This is a genomic window from Pseudomonas karstica, assembly GCF_009707515.1.
Lineage (GTDB): Bacteria > Pseudomonadota > Gammaproteobacteria > Pseudomonadales > Pseudomonadaceae > Aquipseudomonas > Aquipseudomonas karstica.
The window spans coordinates 62,256-80,401 of record NZ_WLYI01000006.1; the positions used below are offsets into that span (position 1 = coordinate 62,256).

The window sequence follows — 18,146 nt, forward strand, 5'->3', positions numbered from 1 at the left end:
GGCCTCACTGCTTACGCAAATGCCTGCTCCAGTGCAACACCAGCACCGGTCAACCCGGAATACGGTGCCGTCACCAGCCATACGGGGATGCCCTTGAAGTAGTCGCTCATGCAGCCTTTGTCGCCAAAGCTCTTGGCAAAACCACTTGTGATAAAGAAATCGGCAAACCGGGGGACCACCCCTCCTACGATATACACCCCACCACGCCCTCCGGTGGTCAGTACGTTATTACCGGCCACTCGGCCAAGCCAGATGCTGAACTGGTCCAGCACTTCCAGGGCTACCGGATCGCCGGCCAGGCCCGCCGCAGTCACGGCCTCGGGGGTTTCCAGCACGGGTGCATGACCGTCCACGGCACAGATCGCCCGATACAAACGAGGCAGCCCCCCGCCGCTCAACACAGTTTCGGCACTGACATGGCCGATCTCATTGTAGATGTGCTGCCACAACTGGGTTTCCCGCGGGCTGCTCAAGGGCAGGTCGACATGGCCGCCCTCCCCCGGTAACGCCGCCCAACGCCCGGCGCCCTGATCCAGCAGGGTGCCCACGCCCAGACCGGTGCCCGGACCGATCACCACCGCCGGGCGCAGCGGCTCCGGCGTACCTTCACAGACCACCCTAAACTCGTCGGGCTGCAGGCGAGTCATACCCAGGGCCATGGCTGAAAAGTCATTGACCAGCAGTAACTCATCTACCTGCAAGGTTTTGCAAAAAGCCGTTTTGCCAAGACGCCAGTGGTTGTTGGTGAACTTGAATTCATCACCACTTACCGGCCCCGCCACCGACAGGCAGACCGCACCAACGGCGCCAGGCTCCAGGCCTTCTTCCTTGAGGTAGGCCTGGATGGCTTCCTCGGGGCTGGCGTGATCCGCCGTTGCGTGGACGCGGATCGAGTGCAGTTGCTGATCCCGCCACAACGCAAAACGGGCGTTGGTACCACCAATATCACCAACCAGCGCAAGCTTCACTTAAGACTCTCCAGGGCACACGTAAAGGCGCTGGCACCCTGCTCTGCGGAGCTTGCGGCCAGGCGCATAAATGCAAACAGCTCGCGACCGGCCCCCACGTTATTGCCCAGCAGGCCGGCGGCAGGTGCGCGCGCTGCAAATTCTTCGGCGTCTACCTTAAGCTCCAAGGTGCCTTGGACGCCATCCACACGGATGATATCGCCATCGCGTACACGTGCCAGCGCACCACCGCGCTGGGCCTCGGGGCTGACATGAATCGCCGCCGGGATCTTACCCGAGGCGCCGGACATACGCCCGTCTGTCACCAGCGCCACCTTGAAGCCACGGTCCTGCAGCACCCCAAGGAACGGCGTCATTTTGTGCAGTTCCGGCATGCCGTTGGAGCGCGGGCCCTGGAAGCGCATCACCGCGACAAAGTCCTTCTCCAACTGGCCGGCCTTGAAGGCGTCGGCCAGGTCCTGCTGATCCTGAAACACCACGGCCGGGGCTTCGACGATTTGATGTTCAAGGGCCACGGCGGAGACCTTCATCACACCGCGACCGAGGTTGCCTTCCATCACCCGCAACCCGCCTTCCGGCGAAAACGCCCGGGCCACAGGGCGCAAGATGGTTTCATCGAGGCTCTCGATAGGGCCGTCGCGCCAGATCAGTTCGCCGTCCACCAGGAACGGCTCCTTGGTGTAGCGGCTCAGGCCATGACCGGCCACGGTATTGACGTCTTCATGCAGCAAGCCGGCTTCCAGCAGTTCGCGGATCAGGAACGACATGCCGCCCGCCGCCTGGAAGTGGTTGATGTCGGCTTTGCCGTTCGGATAAACATGGGACAGGGTTGGCACCACCTCGGAGAGGTCGGCCATGTCCTGCCAGGTCAGGATGATGCCCGCCGACATGGCAATGGCCGGCATGTGCAGGGTGTGATTGGTGGAACCGCCGGTGGCGTTGAGGGCGACGATGGAGTTGACCAGGGACTTTTCGTCGACGATCTCGCCAATGGGCATGAATGCGCCACTTTGCTTGGTCAACCGCGTGACCTGATGCGCGGCTTCGCGGGTCAGTGCGTCACGCAGCGGTGTGTAGGGGTTGACGAACGAAGCGCCCGGCAAGTGCAGGCCCATGACTTCCATCAGCAACTGATTGGTGTTGGCAGTGCCGTAGAAGGTGCAGGTGCCGGGGCTGTGATAGGACTTCATCTCCGATTCCAGCAGCTCTTCGCGGGTGGCCTTGCCTTCGGCATAGCGCTGGCGCACGTCGGCCTTCTGCTTATTGGAAATCCCCGATGGCATTGGTCCACCCGGAACGAAGACCATTGGCAGGTGCCCGTAACGCAGGGCTCCCATCATCAGGCCAGGGACGATCTTGTCGCAGATCCCCAGCATCAGCGCGGCATCAAACATGTTATGGGACAGCGCTACCGCCGTGGACATGGCGATCACTTCACGGCTCAGCAGGCTCAGTTCCATGCCCGGCTCGCCTTGGGTCACGCCGTCGCACATGGCCGGGGTGCCACCGGCGAACTGACCGACGGAGCCGATCTCGCGCAAGGCCTTTTTGATTTGCTCGGGGAAATGCTCGTAGGGCTGGTGCGCCGAGAGCATGTCGTTATATGACGAAACAATTGCCACATTGGCAGCGTTCATCATTCGCAGGCTGTGTTTATCTTCAGTACCGCAACCCGCCACGCCATGGGCGAAGTTGGCGCATTGCAGCTTGCCACGCATCGGGCCGTCGCTGGCAGCGCCGCGAATAAGCGCAAGGTAAGCCTCACGGGTGGCGCGGCTACGGGCAATAAGCCGTTCGGTGACCTCAAGTACGCGGGGATGCATGTGTAGAACTCCAGGCTAACGGATGTGGCGACCCTCGTTCCTATACTGATCAAACGCCCGCAGCTCATGGGATGGCAGGGTGTCGTTTGAATCATCGGACCAGTTGATTCAGGTCACTCGTTGTAGATTGAACAAAATATTGCCACTAAAAAGGCTTGTTTTCTATTTTTATGCGAATAATCTTGTAATTCTTACAACAAATCGACGACAGGCGCTTTCCTAATGACTCTTCGAATCGCAATCAATGGTTTTGGCCGTATTGGCCGTAATGTCCTGCGCGCACTTTATACCCAAGGTTACCGCCAGGATTTGCAGATCGTTGCCATCAATGATTTAGGCGACAGCGCGATCAATGCCCACCTGCTCAAGTACGACACCGTCCACGGCACCTTCGATGCAGAGGTCGCCCATGATCAGGAAAGCCTGACCGTCAATGGCGACCGGATCGCCGTCAGTGCCATTCGCAACCCGGCCGATCTACCTTGGGCTGCGGAAAAAATCGATGTGGTCTTCGAGTGTACCGGCCTGTTCACCGACCGCGCCAAGGCCGCCGCCCATATTAGCGCTGGCGCCCGCAAAGTGATCATCTCGGCGCCAGCCAAAGGCGCTGACGCCACGGTGGTCTACGGCGTAAACCATGACATTTTGCGTCAATCCCACCAGATCATCTCCAACGCATCCTGCACCACCAACTGCCTGGCGCCGGTTGCCCAGGTGCTGCACCGTGAGCTGGGCATCGAAAGCGGCTTGATGACCACCATCCACGCCTACACCAACGACCAGAACCTGACTGATGTTTATCACACCGACCCATACCGCGCCCGCTCGGCCACCCAGAACATGATTCCGAGCAAGACCGGTGCTGCCGAAGCGGTAGGCCTGGTACTGCCGGAACTGGCAGGCAAGCTGACCGGCATGGCCGTTCGCGTGCCGGTGATCAACGTGTCCCTGGTGGACCTGACCGTGCAATTGAAGCGCGAAGCGTCGGCCGATGAAGTCAACGCGTTGCTCAAGGAAGCCAGCCAGCACTCGAAGGTCCTCGGCTATAACACGCTGCCACTGGTTTCCAGTGACTTCAACCATAACCCGTTGTCGTCGATTTTCGATGCCAACCACACCAAATCCAGCGGCAAACTGCTCAAGGTCCTGGCCTGGTACGACAACGAATGGGGCTTCTCCAACCGCATGCTGGATAACTGCCTGGCGCTGTGTAACGCCGAATAAACCATATGCTCTCCCCCTGGCCTGCTCGTTCCCACGCTCTGCGTGGGAGCGCAGCCCTGGACGCTCTGCGTCTAGTCTCAAGCCTGGACACGGGTGACGCGGAGCGTCACGGGATGCATTCCTACGCAGAGCGTGGGAACGAGCAGTGGTACGCACTCTGAAGCGCTACTTGCCATTTGCAGTGATGATAAGCATTATCATTTACTGCAAATCGGTCTGGTATCACTGTGAGCCAATCTCGCTTCAATCAAGTCTTCCTCACCCAACGGGTCATTCTGCTGCGCACCTTGCAGCGGATGGTGAATAACCACAGTACCGCCGAGGACCTGCTGCAGGAAACCTACCTGCGTGTCACTCGGGCCCTGAGCGAAAGACCGATCGAGCATCTCGAGCCCTTCGTCTACCAGACGGCCCGCAACCTGGCTCTGGACCACCTGCGCTCGCGTCGGATTCAAGCCCGAACGTTGCAGGAAGATGTACCGCTGGACATCCTGCAGAGCGTCGCTTCTCCCGTCACTACCCCTGAAGATGCAACCCAGGCCGAGCAATTGCTGGAGCACCTGAGTATCAGCCTCGGCCAGTTGAGTGCCCGTCAGCAGAAAATCTTCATCCTCAGCCGGCTGCACGGTTGCAGCTACCAGGAGATTGCCGATCAGCTCGATGTTTCCCTGAGCACCGTGCAAAAGGAACTGAAATTGATCATGGCGATCTGTGTGGGTGTGGCCGAACGGCTGGATCACCTTTAAGCTTTGTCGGACAACGCTGACAGAACTGACGCCCAAAACTGCAGGACGATTGAATAAAACGTGGCGAAGACCCGAGGAACACCGTGACGGACCCGAATAAACTGCAGCCCCATGAGCTGGCTCATGAGGTGTTGCAACATGCGGCCATGGACCAAGCCCTCGACTGGCTGATCGCCCTGCAGTGCCCCCAACCCGGGCAGCAAGCCGAACTCGAAGCCTGGCTGGCCAGTGATCCGTCGCACCTTGAAGCGTTCAGCAAGGCCCAGGCGGCCTGGGGTGGCGCGCCAGTACACAGCGCCGCCGTGGCCCTCAACGCGCCCCGCAAGCCCAGCACCTGGCACCGTTTCAAACCCCATTGGAAACCCTTGGCCACCGCCGCTGTGCTGCTGTTGGGGTTGTTTAGTTTCAGCAGCCTGCCGGTGCGCCTGCAGGCCGACCATTTGACCGTGGTCGGCGAACGTCAGCGCCTGCAATTGGACGAAGGTTCGAAAGTTTTGCTCAACACCAATTCAGCCTTCTCCAGCACCGTCAATGACCATCAACGCATTGCCCGCTTGTATCAGGGCGAAGCGTTTTTCGAAGTGGTGGGCAACCGCGGGCTGCCCCTGGAAATCGACGCCGGCCCCGTGCGAGCCCGGGTGCGTGATACCGCCTTCGCCGTGCGCTACCTCAATGGCGAAGCCCAGGTCCAGGTACAGCGTGGTGATGTCGACCTGAGTAACACCTTCGACGACGCCCGGGTGCGCCTGAGCGCTGGCGAAAGCATCCGCATCGGCCCCAGGGGTTTCGGCCAACCCGCCCGCCTTGACGCCGACAAGGACCTGGCCTGGGTCCAGGGCCGGCTGATCTTTGAAAACTGCCCAATGAGTGAAGTGCTGGCCGAGTTGCGACGCTATTACCCGGGCTGGATCGTCAACAACAACGAGCGGTTGGCCAACGTCAACGTTACCGGCAATTATCGCCTCGACCAGCCGCTGGACGTGGTGCGCTCCCTGGCCCACATCACCTCGAGCACGCTCTCGGAATACCCGGCGCTGGTGATTCTCAACTGATACAAATTATTTTTACGCGATAGCCCACGGCGGTACGTCTAGTTATAGCCAATGCAACTGATTCTTATTTGAATCGGGCTTGCAACTATAAGATTCGTACTTCCGGAGCGCTCTCGATGTCTTCTCGTTTCAATCGGCCCTCTTCTCGTCGCCACGGCTTGTCCCTGCTGACCGCCGCCATCCTGCTGGCGGGAAGCCAGGTGACCCAGGTCTTGGCCGCTACCGAGCCAACTACCCGCAGCCACGGCAACTACAGCTTCAGTATCGAGCAGCAATCCCTGGTCGCGGCTCTCAACGCCTTCACCACGGTGACCGGTTGGCAAGTCGGCCTGCCTGCAGAGCTGGGCCAGGGTGTGTCTTCTCCAGGCGCCCGCGGCTCGCTGACACCGGAGAAAGCCCTGGACCGGCTGTTGGTGGGGACCAACCTGGGCTACCGCAAATTGGGCAATAACAACATCGTCCTGGAAAAGCGTGCCGCTGGCAGCGCCCTCACCCTGCAACAAGTCACCATCAGCGCCACCCGCCAGGAACAGGACGTGAACAGCGTGCCCAGCACGGTCAGCGTGCATGACCGCCAGGAACTGGACCGCCAGAACGTGAACAACATTCGCGAACTGGTGCGTTACGAGCCGGGTGTTTCAGTGAGCGGTACTGGCAGCCGCTCCGGCAACGCCGGCTACAACATTCGCGGCATCGATGGCGACCGCATCCTGACCCAGGTGGACGGCGTCGAAGTGCCAGACAACTTCTTCAACGGCCCCTACGCCAAGACCCGTCGCAACTATGTCGACCCGGAAATCGTCAAGCGGGTGGAAATCCTCCGTGGCCCGGCCTCGGCCCTGTATGGCAGCAACGCCATCGGTGGTGCGGTGAGTTACTTCACCCTTGACCCGAATGACATCATCAAGCCCGGCCAGGACTTCGGCGCGCGCCTCAAGACTGGCTACAGCTCCGCCGACGAGAGCTGGCTGACCTCCGGCACTGTCGCCGGCCGCGTCGAGGACTTCGACGGTTTGCTGCACCTGAGCCAGCGCAACGGCCATGAAGCCGAATCCTACGACGGCAACAACGCTACCGGCCTGGCCCGTACCGGCGCCAACCCCGAAGATGCTCGCACCACCAACGTGCTGGCCAAGCTGGGCTGGAACTATGGCGACGAAAATCGCCTGGGCCTGACTTATGAAAAGTTCAAGGACGACCGCGACATCAATCAGAAAAGCGCGGTGGGCGGTCCATTTAACGCCGGCCAAGGTTTCAACTTCTACCGTGGCCGCCAAGGTAACGACACCATCACCCGCGAGCGCTTCGGTATCGAGAACCGCTTCACGCTCGACTCGCCGATTGCCGATCACATCAAGACCAGCCTCAACTACCAGATCGCCAAGACCGACCAGAGCACCCAGGAAATCTACCAGCCGTCCCGCAAGGTGTTACGCAGCCGCGACACCTTGTACGAAGAGAAACAGTGGGTATTCGACGCGCAGTTCGACAAAGCTTTCAGCCTAGGCGAAACCGATCACCTGGTGACCTACGGCACTACCCTCAAGCAGCAAAAAGTCACCGGTTCACGGGAAGGTAGCGCCACCTGCCTGGCCGTCGGCGCAGGCTGTACCGCAATTGGTGCGCCTAGCCCGCAAGCCTCCGACAGCGTGAAGAAATCCAGCGACTTCCCTGACCCAACTATCAATACCTACGCACTGTTTGCCCAGGACCAGATCGCCTGGAACCACTGGACCTTCCTGCCCAGCGTGCGCTACGACTACACCCAGCTCAAACCCAAGCTGACCCAGGAGTTCCTCAATACCGTCAACCCGAACGGCGATTATCCGGTAAGCGATGAGAAGAAAACCTGGCACCGCGTCTCGCCCAAGTTCGGCCTGACCTACGCCCTCACCGAGCAGTACACCTGGTTTGGCCAATACGCCGAAGGTTTCCGCACGCCGTCAGCCAAAGCCTTGTATGGACGCTTTGAAAACCTGCAGGAAAGCTACGTGGTCGAGCCTAACCCGGACCTCAAGCCGGAACGCAGCAAAAGCTACGAAACCGGGATTCGCGGCAACTTCGAGTCCGGCTCCTTCGATGTGGCAGTGTTCTATAACAAGTACCGCGACTTCATCAACGAAGACGCCTCGGTGGCCGGTGGCACCATCGAACAGTTCCAGGCCAACAACATCAAGCACGCCACCATCAAGGGCCTGGAAGTCAAAGGCCGCATGAACCTCGATGTACTGGGCGCACCTCACGGCCTGTATACCCAGGGTTCGATCGCCTATGCCCATGGCCGCAATGACGACACCGGCGAGCCACTGAACAGCGTCAACCCGCTCAAGGGTGTATTCGGCCTGGGTTACGACCAGGATAACTACGGCGCGCTGGTCAGTTGGACCCTGGTCAAGAAGCAAAACCGCGTCGACAGCAGCACCTTCTTCGCCCCCGACGGCAATAAGGCCAACGGCCCGTTCAAGACGCCCGGCTTTGGCGTGGTGGACCTGACCGGTTTCTACAAAGTCACCGACGAGGTGACCCTCAACGGTGGCCTGTACAACCTCACCGACAAAAAATACTGGAATTGGGATGACGTGCGCAGCTACGACGGCGTCGGCGAAGCGGGTGTGACCTCCCCGGCCAGCCTGGACCGGCTGACCCAGCCGGGCCGCAACTTTGCGCTCAACCTGATCTGGGACATCTGACCCATAGAGACTTGCCTCTTCAGTTTTATCACTGGAGGGGTGAGGATTTTTTACTGTGACACGTCTTCTTGTTCGTCTAGTTCATACAGTCTGGCAACTCTGTGCCTAGCAAGAATGCGCTTCCCTTCTCAAGGACACCTTCATGACCGCTTCTCCTACTGCTGAACGCCCAAGCCTGCGCTCCCAACGCCTGAACCAGATCACCAACGAGCCACACACCAAGCTCGACGCCTTGGTCAAGGCCCACGCCCCGTTTGAGACCCAGGCCAACTTCGCCCGTTTTGTGGTGGCTCAGTACTTGTTTCAATCGGAACTGGTGGCGCTGTACAACGATGCCGAACTGATCAAGATCATCCCCGACCTGGCCGAGCGCTGCCGTGCCGACGCGGCCAAACTTGATCTTGGCGACCTGGAAACCGACGTGCCAGCGCCGGTGGCCGGTGCACTGGAGAACCCGAGCACAGCCCAAGCCCTGGGCTGGCTGTTCGTCTCCGAGGGTTCCAAGCTGGGCGCAGCGTTCCTGATCAAGCGCGCCGTGGGCCTGGGCCTGAGCGAAACCTTTGGTGCTCGGCACCTGGGCGAACCTGCTGGCGGCCGTGCCGAAGGGTGGAAGCGTTTTACCCGCACCCTCGACGGCCTGGAATTCACCGCCGAAGAAGAAGCGGATGTGGAAAAAGGTGCGATTGATGCTTTTGTACGCTTCACCGTGCTGCTGGAACAGGCGTACGCTAGTGCCCCTGAGCTGGCCTGATTTTTCTGTAGATACCTGATTAATGTGGGAGCGACGGTTCCCACATTATTTGATTGTGCAAACCCTTTCCCCAGCCAAATTGCACCCATGACCGGCAAAACCCAATCCTCTTCCAAAGTCGCCCGTATCCTGTTCGGCCTGCTGGCCTATATCAGTCTGGGCATCGGTTTGGTCGCGATTGTGGTGCCGGGCTTGCCTACCACCGAGTTCATTCTGCTGGCCGCCTGGGCCGCCACCAAGAGCTCGCCGCGCCTGAGCGCCTGGCTGGAAAACCACCGCCTGTTCGGGCCGATCCTCTTCAACTGGCGCAATGGCAAAATCATCACCCGCCGGGCCAAGATCAGTGCCACCGTCAGCATGCTGCTTTGCGCCGGATTGATGTGGGTGCTGCTGGAGCATGGCTGGCCGATCTACCTGGCAATCGCCGGGATGAGCCTGGGTAACCTGTGGATCTGGTCACGCCCTGAGGCGTTGGCGCCTATCTCCTGATTGGCGCCTTTCTCTGTACCTCGGCAGCGGCTACACCGCGAGCAAGTCCCGCATTAGATCAGCGGTGTTTTAGAGACCGGTCCAGGCGCTGACAAACGACGTCAGCGCTTCTTTGGGCGCCGTACGCGGTGGGTTCTGCGGAGTGCCAAGGTAGAGAAAGCCGATGACTTCCTCATTGGCGCTCAGCCCTAAGCCTTTGGCCACGTGGACTGAGTAGGACAATTCACCGGTACGCCATACCGCACCGACCCCTTGGGCGTAAGCCGCCAACAGGATGCCATGGGCGGCACACGCCGCGGCCAGGCGCTGTTCGGACTTGGGTATCTTGAAGTGTTCTTGCAGACGGGCGATCACCACCACCACCAATGGCGCCCGCAAAGGGCCGGCCTGGGCCTTGTCGATAACGGCCTGGGGAGCGTCTTCATCCTGCAGGCGGGCCGCTTCGGCCAACAGCGTGCCCATATGTTCGCGGGCCACGCCTTCCACCGTGAGAAAGCGCCAAGGCCGCAGTTGACCGTGGTCGGGCGCACGCATCGCCGCCGCGAACAACACCTCGCGCTGTTCGGCGGTAGGGGCCGGCTCCAGCAATCGCGGCACAGATACACGGTTGAGCAAAGCATCGAGAGCCTGCATGGTCACCTCCAGAAAAAATGTGCGGCCATTCTAGCGGGAATGAATCGGATAGCACCAAACGATAATTGCTCTTATTCAAACAGCCTCGCCCTGTTAGACTTTGCGACCTTCTTTTCACCGCTACAGGATTGCTGATGCGCTGTACGCTGCCCCTTCGTCTGTTCGCCTGCTTGATGGCCCTGTGCCTGAGTGCTTGCGATGACGCGCCTCGCTTTAGCAAGGCCGAGCCGGGTGAAGCGCGTTCGGGCGGCAGCACCAGCGTGAGAAAGGCCGACCGGAATGCCTTTTCACTACCATCGGCCAACCTGACACCCACCCGACGCCTGGACTTCAGCGTTGGCAACAGCTTCTTCCGCAGCCCCTGGGTGATCGCCCCGTCTACAACCACGGCCCGGGATGGCCTGGGGCCGCTGTTTAACACCAATGCCTGCCAGAACTGCCACATCAAGGATGGCCGTGGGCATCCGCCCCTGGCCGATGCGCCCAACGCCGTGTCGATGCTGGTGCGCCTGTCGATTCCCGATGCGCCGCGCGACGCCGGGCTCATCAAGCAAATGGGCATCGTTCCCGAGCCGGTCTATGGCGGCCAATTGCAAGACATGGCCGTGCCAGGCGTTGCCCCGGAAGGCAAGGTGCGAGTCGACTATACCCCGGTCAACGTCAGCTTCAAGGACGGTACCGTCGTCGAACTGCGCAAGCCAACGCTGCAAATCACCCAACTGGGCTATGGGCCGATGCACCCGGACACGCGCTTTTCGGCTCGCGTCGCCCCGCCGATGATCGGCCTGGGCTTACTCGAAGCCATCTCTGACGCCGACATCTTGAAAAATGCCGCCACTACGCCGGATAAAAACGGCGTCATCGGCCGCCCGAACCTCGTCTGGGACGACGTCCAGCAAAAAACCGTCCTCGGTCGATTTGGCTGGAAAGCCGGGCAACCGAACCTCAACCAACAAAATGTTCACGCGTTCTCTGGTGATATGGGCCTGACCACAAGCCTGAGACCATTCGATGACTGCACCGATGCACAAGTGGCCTGCAAACAGGCACCCAACGGCAATGACCCCGATGGCGAGCCGGAAGTCAGCGATAACATCCTGCGCCTGGTGTTGTTCTACACCCGTAACCTGGCGGTTCCTGCTCGCCGTGACGTCAACGCCGAGCAAGTGCTGGCCGGGAAAAACCTGTTTTTCCAGGCCGGCTGCCAGTCGTGCCACACACCGAAGTTCACCACGGCACAAAATGCCGCCGAGCCTGAGTTGGCCAACCAGGTGATTCGTCCCTACAGCGATTTGCTGCTGCATGACATGGGCGAAGGCCTGGCCGACAATCGCAGCGAATTCCAGGCCAGTGGCCGCGACTGGCGCACGCCGCCGTTGTGGGGCATTGGCCTGACGCAAACCGTCAGTGGCCATACCCAGTTCCTGCATGACGGCCGCGCCCGCAACCTGCTTGAAGCCGTGCTGTGGCATGGCGGTGAAGCCCAGGCGGCGCAGCAGCATGTGTTGTCATTTAATGCCGGACAGCGCGCTGCGTTGCTGGCGTTCCTGAATTCTTTATAAGCTTTGTCACAATTACAGAAGGGAGCTCGACATGTTCCGTCCCAAGTTGTTGTTCACCAGCCTGGCTGCCCTCGCCCTCGGCGCCTGCTCGCCCCAGGACCCGCAAGCGGTAACCTCGGCGGCCATCGCCAAGCAAGTGATCCTGCCGACCTACAGCCGCTGGGTCGACGCTGACCGCCAGTTGGCGGTCAGCGCCCTGGCCTACTGCCAAGGCAAGGAAACCCTGGAGACCGCTCGCGCAGATTTCCTCCACGCTCAAAAGGCCTGGGCCGAGTTGCAACCGCTGCTGATCGGCCCGTTGGCTGAAGGCAACCGGTCGTGGCAAGTGCAATTCTGGCCGGATAAGAAAAACCTGGTAGGCCGTCAGGTCGAGCAGTTGGTTACCTCCCAGCCACAGATCGATGTCGCCACGCTGACCAAGTCCAGCGTGGTCGTACAGGGCCTGTCGGCCTACGAATACATCCTGTATGACGCCAGGATCGACCTGGCCGATGCCGAGCAGAAAGCCCGCTATTGCCCCTTGCTGACAGCCATTGGCGAGCGGCAGAAAATCCTCGCCGAAGAAATCCTCTCGCGCTGGAACACCACCGACGGCATGCTGGCGCAGATGACCAAGTTTCCTAATCAGCGCTACGCCGATTCCCACGAGGCCATCGCCGATTTGCTGCGGGTACAAGTGACAGCCCTCGACACCCTGAAGAAAAAACTCGGCACCCCCATGGGCCGCCAAAGCAAAGGAGTCCCGCAACCATTCCAGGCTGATGCGTGGCGTAGCCAGTCTTCCCTGCAGAGCCTGGAGGCCAGCCTCGCCGCTGCTCAGACCGTCTGGGTCGGCGTTGATAACAAAGGCCTGCGCGGCCTGCTGCCATCCGATCAGAAGCCGCTGGCCGACAAGATCGATGCCGCTTATGCCGCGTCGTTGAAACTGTTCGACAGCAACCAGCGTTCGTTGAATGAGCTGCTGGCCGATGACGCCGGACGCCAGCAACTCAACGCTATCTACGACAGCCTCAACGTCGTCCACCGCCTGCACGAAGGCGAATTGGCCAAGGCGCTGGGTATCCAACTGGGCTTCAATGCCAACGACGGTGACTGATGATGCTCAGGCGACAGGCTTTGGCCATCGGCAGCGTGCTGCTCAGTGCAATCACGCTGGGTGGCTGGACGCTGTTCAAGCACAAGGGTAAAAAACCGCTGCTGCTCTCGGCACGCGATGACAGCGACGGTAAACATTACGCCGTGGGCTATCGCCTGGACGGTACCCAGGTGTTTGCCACCCAGGTCGGCCAACGCTGCCACGACATCGTCAACCACCCGACGCTGCCGATTGCGCTGTTTGTCGCCCGCAGGCCGGGCACCGAGAGCTACCTGATCGATTTATGTGACGGTGCGCTCCTGCAAACCATCACCGCCAACGCCCACCGCCACTTCTATGGCCACGCGGTCATTCACAAAAGCGGTGATTGGCTGTATGCCACTCAAAACGATACTACCGACCCCGGTCGCGGCCTGTTGGGCGTGTACAGGTTCGAAGGTGAGCGGCTGGTACACAGCGGCGAGATTTCCACCCACGGCATCGGCCCACATCAAGTGTCCTGGATGCCCGATGGTGAGACTCTGGTAGTGGCCAATGGCGGCATCCGCACCGAGGCCGAAAGCCGGGTCGAGATGAACCTCAACGCCATGGAGCCGAGCCTGGTGCTGATGCAACGCGACGGTACACTGTTGAGCAAGGAAACCCTGGCCCAACAGATGAACAGCGTGCGGCATATGGGGATTGCCAGCGATGGCACCATTCTCGCCGGGCAGCAGTTCATGGGGCCATCCCAGGAACGCTCCGAATTGCTGGCCATCAAGCGGCCTGGCCAACCCTTCGTGCCGTTTCCGGTGGCGGACGAACAACTGCAGGCCATGGGGCATTACACCGCAAGCGTCGCCGTGCACAGCGAACTGCGCCTGGTGGCCCTGACGGCGCCACGGGGTAATCGGTTCTTTATCTGGGACATGGACAGCGGCGAGTTGCGCCTGGACGGGCCGCTGCCGGACTGTGCCGGGGTCGGTGCAGTGGCCGATGGTTTTGTCGTGACCTCGGGTCAAGGCCGTTGCCGGTTCTACGATTGTCGACAAAAGGAACTGCTGGCAAAGCCATTGGAGCTGCCAGCAGGGCTTTGGGATAACCACCTGCATCTGATCTGATGTTCTTTGAACCTGTATCTACAGGCCAAAAAAAGGCTTCGCAATGCGAAGCCTTTTCAGGTGGTTTCAATAGTTTCAACTCTTCGGCCCCATCGCCTGAGACATTCCGAACATGAACAACAACAGTTCATGATCAGGCTTGGCCGGGACGCTCACCTTGACGGTCCGCGGCAACGGACACTGCCCGCCGCCCTGCACCGCACTGAGCACCTGTGTCCGGGGCTGCTCCCACGCAGCCAAGGCCAGGGACGCAATCCCCAGAGCCCCTAACAGAAACAAACCTCGTGCTATTTCTAGCTTCATCAGGTTAAACCTTTGATAGCGCTGCCAAACGCTGTCTCATAAAAGTAGCTGAGTTTTTGCCAGTCACGGCCGCTCCACGACGAATGGCGCCGCAATTGCTGCATGTCATGGGTCGCAGCCTGACGAGCGGTCAGGCGTTGACGGCACTTCTCGAAATCCAACAACGCCACTTCAACAGTCGCCGAGTCAGCTTCACCACTGACCCGCACGAATATATGCTTGGCGTACAGACAGCCATGCTGCCATCGGCCCTTGTGCATGCGCACCAAGGTGCCGGCCAATTCCTGAAGCAGGCGCTCGTGCACCTCCTCACCGTACTGCTCGCGACCACCGGCGGCGTACCAGTTTTCGATTTCGTCGAATCCTTCTAGAGAGGCCGTCACCAGCAACGCTTTCCATGGGTGCCCCGGATCACGGCGGGCGCCACAGAACACCAATTCCGGCACACCTACATCCAGCAAACGCAGGCCCTTGAGAGCATCACGCTCGCGTAACACGGTAGGGCGTCCAAAAGGATGCAACCAACTACGGTAGATGTGGCCTGTCTGGCGCTTGCTGTAGAGCAAGCGCCCATTAGTGCCGATCACGCGCTGCACACCACTTTTACCGCCACGACGACGATTGGGTTCCTCGACCCACTCGCCCTGCTGACGCCAAAAATAGTCAAATCGCTCTTCGGGAGCTACGTCACCCTCTGCTAAACACTCGACCGCCATTCTGTTACCTCTTACGCAATACGTACACTCGCCACATGGCGTAGAGCGGAATGAAGTTCAAGTGTTCCTGAACCCGAAAACCAGCTTGTTCAAACTCGGCTTCAACGGTAGCAGCCGGTAACACAAACCGATTCTGGTAACTGCCCTGCTTCCCTTTCTTTATACGTCGCAGTTCAGAACGCTTGCGCTTCCAGGCCTTGAAATTGCCATCGACCCACAACGAAACAATCACACTGTCGCGAGTAACCCGTTGAAACTCCTTCAATATTGCAAGACGGTGTTCAGACTCGCCAATGTGATGCATCAAGCGCATACAGAAAATGCTGTCGACCGCGTTATCTGGCAAATCGATATCAAAAGCTGAGGTCTGCAAAGACCGTACCCGTTTCACCACATCGGCAGGTTGAGCCACGGTGGCAATCTTCAGCATCGACTCCGAGTTGTCGGCGCCGATGATCACACGGTTGGGTTTTTCCGCCAGCAATGGCCAAAAACGCCCAGCCCCGCAAGGCAGGTCCAACACCAGGCCAGGCTCGCCAGCCATGGCCAGCGCACCACGGGCCAATTGCTCATCGCGTTTGTGGGACAGCCTGCGGGCCAAGGTTTCCTGATGTTTGAGCAGATAATTCTGCGAGTGCTCATCGTCGTACTTTTCGGAAAATTCGAGCTTGATTGGACTAGGCATCAACGGGCCTCCAGTGACTGATGCCTACAACCTTATGGTTTGGTCTGTCATTGTCCGGTCAACCCTTTGTGAAAATAATGTTCCGTCTAACGGTAAAACAATACAAAATTTTACAAGGGCAACTAATAGTCTGAAGCTATCTTCGGCGAAAATCCGGGATCTGCCCCAAGAGCAAGGGCAGGAAAGGAATCAGTATTTGACTGCGCTCAACTCGACATGGAAACGGCAACCGTTGGGTTCCACGGTACTGAGACTGACCGTCCAGCCCTGGTTTTCGCAGATCCGCTGGACCAGCGACAAGCCCAAGCCCAGGCCCTCGCCGCGTTTCTCATTACCGCGTACAAACGGCTCGAACATCGCTTCACGCTTGTCCTCGGGAATCCCCACGCCGCTGTCCTCCACCACAAAGCCGGTGGGCTCCAGGGTCAAGCGGATAAACCCCTGTTCGGTGTAATGCAGGGCATTGCGCAGCAAGTTGCCCATTACCGCGTGCAGGAAGGTGGCGTTGTAGCGGGTATCCAGCGGCGTGCCCGGCTGATAAATCAATTCGATGCCTTTGTGCTCAATAGGTACACGCCAGATCCCCAGCAAGTCGTCAGCTACCTGGGCCAGATTGACCTGGGGCGACATGGTGGCATCTTCACGCTGAGCCCTGGCCAGCATCAGGAAGGTCTGCACCAATTCACGCATTTCTTCACAGGCACGAGCAATGCGTTCAACTTGATTGCGACCGCGCGAGTCAATGGCCGGGTTCTCCAGCAACAGCTCACAGGAACTGGCCAATACCATCAACGGCGTGCGTAATTCATGGCTGACATCGCTGGTAAACAACCGCTCCCGGGACAGCGCCTGACGTAAACGCCCAAGGGTGGCGTCGAACGCTACGGCCAACTCGCCGACTTCGTCCGCCGCATAATCCGGAGCCAGCGGCGGCGCCAGGCCAAGCAATTGGTCGCGATGCCGAACCTGGCGGGCCAGCCGTACCACAGGAGCCATGACTTTGCGTGCCAAGACCCAGCCGAGGAACACCGCCAGCGCCAGGCTGAGGACAAAGCCCACCAGTACTACGGCAAACAACACCCGCTCGCGCTCTTCGAAGTCGCTTTGGTCTTGCAATAGGACGTATCGACGACCGTCAACGATTTCGACCATCGCATGGTAGGAAAGCTGCTCGCGAAAGACTTCGTGAAAGCCTGCATCCAAGTGACGCAAATCCTTGGGCAAATCGAAATCCCCTGGCCCGCCACTGAAATAGAACAGCTGGCTCGGCTTGGGGCGATGACTCCAATCCTCGACACTGTCCATCAGCAGCAGACGCTGCAAGTCACCGCCCAGGCCGGCCGAGATCAATTTTTCTTCCACCAGGTGCACCGTTGCGACGATACCCATGGCGAAGGCGCCCGCCACCAGCGCACTCATCAAAGCAAAAGCAATGATGATCCGCTGGGCAAGGCTTTGCTTAAACTCCATCACGACCCTCGGCCAGGCGATAACCCACACCGTGTACCGTTTGCAGCAATGGTTTGGCGAAGGGCTTATCGATCACCTGGCGCAACTGATGGACATGGCTGCGCAGGCTGTCACTGTCCGGGCAATCATCACCCCACAGGGCCTCTTCGAGAATTTCCCGGCGCAATACATGGGGGCTTTTCTGCATCAGCACCGCCAGTAGTTTCAGGCCTACCGGGTTGAGCTTGAGCAGGCGCCCTTCACGGGTGACCTCCAGAGTGTCGAGGTCGTAGCTCAGGTCACCGACTTGCAAGGCACGGCGACCGCCACCTTGGGCACGACGCAACACCGCCTCGATCCGCGCGGCCAACTCCGACAGGGCAAACGGCTTGAGTAAATAGTCATCCGCACCAGACTTGAAGCCTTGCAGCCGGTCATCCAACTGGTCGCGGGCGGTGAGCATGATCACCGGCGTATCACGGCGGGCGTCCTCACGCAGGCGTTTGCACAGAGTGTAGCCATCGATCCCGGGCAACATGATGTCCAGCACGATCAAATCGTAGTGTTCGGTAGCGGCCAGGTGCAAGCCTGACAAACCGTCCTGCGCACAATCGACGGTATAACCCTTGAGCCCCAGGTAGTCGGCCAGGTTGGCCAGAATATCGCGGTTGTCTTCAACCAATAGAATTCGCATGGGCAATGTCTCCGTACGCGGTAACGGCCGTGTTGGCTCGCGCAGCTTAAGGCGAAGTATGGCTGGCGGCTAGCGTAGAACCATCATCGCTGACCAGTTTTAAGCGTTTGGCCCGTTTAACACGTTTTTCACTATAGGTTCACAACCTGACGACAGTGTCAGGCC

Annotated in this window: 17 protein-coding genes; 9 read left to right on the forward strand and 8 right to left on the reverse strand. The window is 59.6% G+C overall.

The window, feature by feature from the left end:
* Positions 1–11 precede the first annotated feature (11 nt).
* Together GIR22_RS06360 and edd are read right to left on the reverse strand one after the other, a co-directional pair.
* Positions 12–968 (reverse strand): glucokinase, encoded by a 957-nt coding sequence (locus GIR22_RS06360; RefSeq protein WP_178122123.1) that lies wholly within the window; start codon positions 966–968, stop codon positions 12–14.
* The gene (gene edd, locus GIR22_RS06365) at positions 965–2,791 is read right to left on the reverse strand and encodes a phosphogluconate dehydratase (RefSeq protein ID WP_154742503.1); all 1,827 of its coding nucleotides are present in this window, start codon (positions 2,789–2,791) and stop codon (positions 965–967) included. Before edd ends, GIR22_RS06360 begins: the two co-directional genes overlap by 4 nt.
* Before the next feature lie 222 nt (positions 2,792–3,013).
* Between edd and gap the strand changes: the two genes are divergently transcribed.
* The 6 genes from gap to GIR22_RS06395 all read left to right on the forward strand — a co-directional run bounded on the left by gap (position 3,014) and on the right by GIR22_RS06395 (position 9,743).
* Positions 3,014–4,015, forward strand: coding sequence for a type I glyceraldehyde-3-phosphate dehydrogenase (gene gap, locus GIR22_RS06370; RefSeq protein WP_154742504.1), 1,002 nt, complete (start codon positions 3,014–3,016; stop codon positions 4,013–4,015).
* A 227-nt stretch (positions 4,016–4,242) separates the two neighbouring features.
* Positions 4,243–4,761 (forward strand): sigma-70 family RNA polymerase sigma factor, encoded by a 519-nt coding sequence (locus GIR22_RS06375; RefSeq protein ID WP_178122124.1) that lies wholly within the window; start codon positions 4,243–4,245, stop codon positions 4,759–4,761.
* A gap of 83 nt (positions 4,762–4,844) precedes the next feature.
* Positions 4,845–5,813: a FecR domain-containing protein gene (locus GIR22_RS06380; RefSeq protein ID WP_178122125.1), complete on the forward strand. Its 969-nt coding sequence runs from the start codon at positions 4,845–4,847 to the stop codon at positions 5,811–5,813.
* Positions 5,814–5,929: 116 nt separating this feature from the next.
* Positions 5,930–8,503, forward strand: a complete 2,574-nt coding sequence (locus tag GIR22_RS06385) for a TonB-dependent receptor (protein WP_154742505.1) — start codon at positions 5,930–5,932, stop codon at positions 8,501–8,503.
* A 142-nt stretch (positions 8,504–8,645) separates the two neighbouring features.
* Entirely contained in the window at positions 8,646–9,254 is a 609-nt protein-coding gene (locus GIR22_RS06390) for a biliverdin-producing heme oxygenase (RefSeq protein ID WP_154742506.1), read from the forward strand.
* Between the two features lie 87 nt (positions 9,255–9,341).
* A complete protein-coding gene (locus GIR22_RS06395; protein ID WP_154742507.1) occupies positions 9,342–9,743 on the forward strand; it encodes a YbaN family protein in 402 nt (133 codons plus the stop codon).
* A 69-nt stretch (positions 9,744–9,812) separates the two neighbouring features.
* On the opposite strand, the gene GIR22_RS06400 is transcribed toward GIR22_RS06395, so the two are convergent.
* Positions 9,813–10,376 carry a nitroreductase family protein gene (locus GIR22_RS06400; protein WP_154742508.1) on the reverse strand — a complete coding sequence of 188 codons (564 nt, stop codon included), beginning with the start codon at positions 10,374–10,376 and terminating at the stop codon, positions 9,813–9,815.
* Positions 10,377–10,510: 134 nt separating this feature from the next.
* Here GIR22_RS06400 and GIR22_RS06405 point away from each other — a divergent pair, with 134 nt between their 5' ends.
* Genes GIR22_RS06405 through GIR22_RS06415 form a run of 3 tightly spaced genes read left to right on the forward strand, consistent with a single transcriptional unit; the run spans position 10,511 to position 14,134 of the window.
* Entirely contained in the window at positions 10,511–11,938 is a 1,428-nt protein-coding gene (locus tag GIR22_RS06405; protein ID WP_154742509.1) for a di-heme oxidoreductase family protein, read from the forward strand.
* 31 nt (positions 11,939–11,969) lie between these two features.
* Positions 11,970–13,034: an imelysin family protein gene (locus tag GIR22_RS06410; RefSeq protein ID WP_154742510.1), complete on the forward strand. Its 1,065-nt coding sequence runs from the start codon at positions 11,970–11,972 to the stop codon at positions 13,032–13,034.
* Between the two features lie 2 nt (positions 13,035–13,036).
* Entirely contained in the window at positions 13,037–14,134 is a 1,098-nt protein-coding gene (locus GIR22_RS06415) for a DUF1513 domain-containing protein (RefSeq protein ID WP_154742599.1), read from the forward strand.
* Between the two features lie 75 nt (positions 14,135–14,209).
* On the opposite strand, the gene GIR22_RS06420 is transcribed toward GIR22_RS06415, so the two are convergent.
* The 5 genes from GIR22_RS06420 to colR all read right to left on the reverse strand — a co-directional run bounded on the left by GIR22_RS06420 (position 14,210) and on the right by colR (position 17,981).
* Positions 14,210–14,437, reverse strand: coding sequence for a hypothetical protein (locus GIR22_RS06420; protein ID WP_154742511.1), 228 nt, complete (start codon positions 14,435–14,437; stop codon positions 14,210–14,212).
* Positions 14,437–15,153, reverse strand: coding sequence for a lipopolysaccharide kinase InaA family protein (locus GIR22_RS06425; RefSeq protein ID WP_154742512.1), 717 nt, complete (start codon positions 15,151–15,153; stop codon positions 14,437–14,439). The genes GIR22_RS06420 and GIR22_RS06425 overlap by 1 nt, the downstream gene beginning before the upstream one ends.
* Before the next feature lie 4 nt (positions 15,154–15,157).
* Entirely contained in the window at positions 15,158–15,838 is a 681-nt protein-coding gene (locus GIR22_RS06430) for a class I SAM-dependent methyltransferase (protein WP_154742513.1), read from the reverse strand.
* Positions 15,839–16,027: 189 nt separating this feature from the next.
* Positions 16,028–17,308, reverse strand: a complete 1,281-nt coding sequence (locus GIR22_RS06435; RefSeq protein ID WP_154742514.1) for a sensor histidine kinase — start codon at positions 17,306–17,308, stop codon at positions 16,028–16,030.
* Complete coding sequence (colR, locus tag GIR22_RS06440) at positions 17,298–17,981, reverse strand: two-component system response regulator ColR (protein ID WP_003175870.1); 684 nt, start codon at positions 17,979–17,981, stop codon at positions 17,298–17,300. The genes GIR22_RS06435 and colR overlap by 11 nt, the downstream gene beginning before the upstream one ends.
* Positions 17,982–18,146 lie beyond the last annotated feature (165 nt).

What these genes read in the sequence shown, in the direction of transcription:
- edd (WP_154742503.1), bottom strand. Translation starts at nt 2,791, where the DNA reads ATGCATCCCCGCGTACTTGAGGTCACCGAACGGCTTATTGCCCGTAGC.
- gap (WP_154742504.1), top strand. Translation starts at nt 3,014, where the DNA reads ATGACTCTTCGAATCGCAATCAATGGTTTTGGCCGTATTGGCCGTAAT.
- GIR22_RS06385 (WP_154742505.1), top strand. Translation starts at nt 5,930, where the DNA reads ATGTCTTCTCGTTTCAATCGGCCCTCTTCTCGTCGCCACGGCTTGTCC.
- GIR22_RS06390 (WP_154742506.1), top strand. Translation starts at nt 8,646, where the DNA reads ATGACCGCTTCTCCTACTGCTGAACGCCCAAGCCTGCGCTCCCAACGC.
- GIR22_RS06395 (WP_154742507.1), top strand. Translation starts at nt 9,342, where the DNA reads ATGACCGGCAAAACCCAATCCTCTTCCAAAGTCGCCCGTATCCTGTTC.
- GIR22_RS06400 (WP_154742508.1), bottom strand. Translation starts at nt 10,376, where the DNA reads ATGCAGGCTCTCGATGCTTTGCTCAACCGTGTATCTGTGCCGCGATTG.
- GIR22_RS06405 (WP_154742509.1), top strand. Translation starts at nt 10,511, where the DNA reads ATGCGCTGTACGCTGCCCCTTCGTCTGTTCGCCTGCTTGATGGCCCTG.
- GIR22_RS06410 (WP_154742510.1), top strand. Translation starts at nt 11,970, where the DNA reads ATGTTCCGTCCCAAGTTGTTGTTCACCAGCCTGGCTGCCCTCGCCCTC.
- GIR22_RS06415 (WP_154742599.1), top strand. Translation starts at nt 13,037, where the DNA reads ATGCTCAGGCGACAGGCTTTGGCCATCGGCAGCGTGCTGCTCAGTGCA.
- GIR22_RS06420 (WP_154742511.1), bottom strand. Translation starts at nt 14,437, where the DNA reads ATGAAGCTAGAAATAGCACGAGGTTTGTTTCTGTTAGGGGCTCTGGGG.
- GIR22_RS06425 (WP_154742512.1), bottom strand. Translation starts at nt 15,153, where the DNA reads ATGGCGGTCGAGTGTTTAGCAGAGGGTGACGTAGCTCCCGAAGAGCGA.
- GIR22_RS06430 (WP_154742513.1), bottom strand. Translation starts at nt 15,838, where the DNA reads ATGCCTAGTCCAATCAAGCTCGAATTTTCCGAAAAGTACGACGATGAG.
- GIR22_RS06435 (WP_154742514.1), bottom strand. Translation starts at nt 17,308, where the DNA reads ATGGAGTTTAAGCAAAGCCTTGCCCAGCGGATCATCATTGCTTTTGCT.
- colR (WP_003175870.1), bottom strand. Translation starts at nt 17,981, where the DNA reads ATGCGAATTCTATTGGTTGAAGACAACCGCGATATTCTGGCCAACCTG.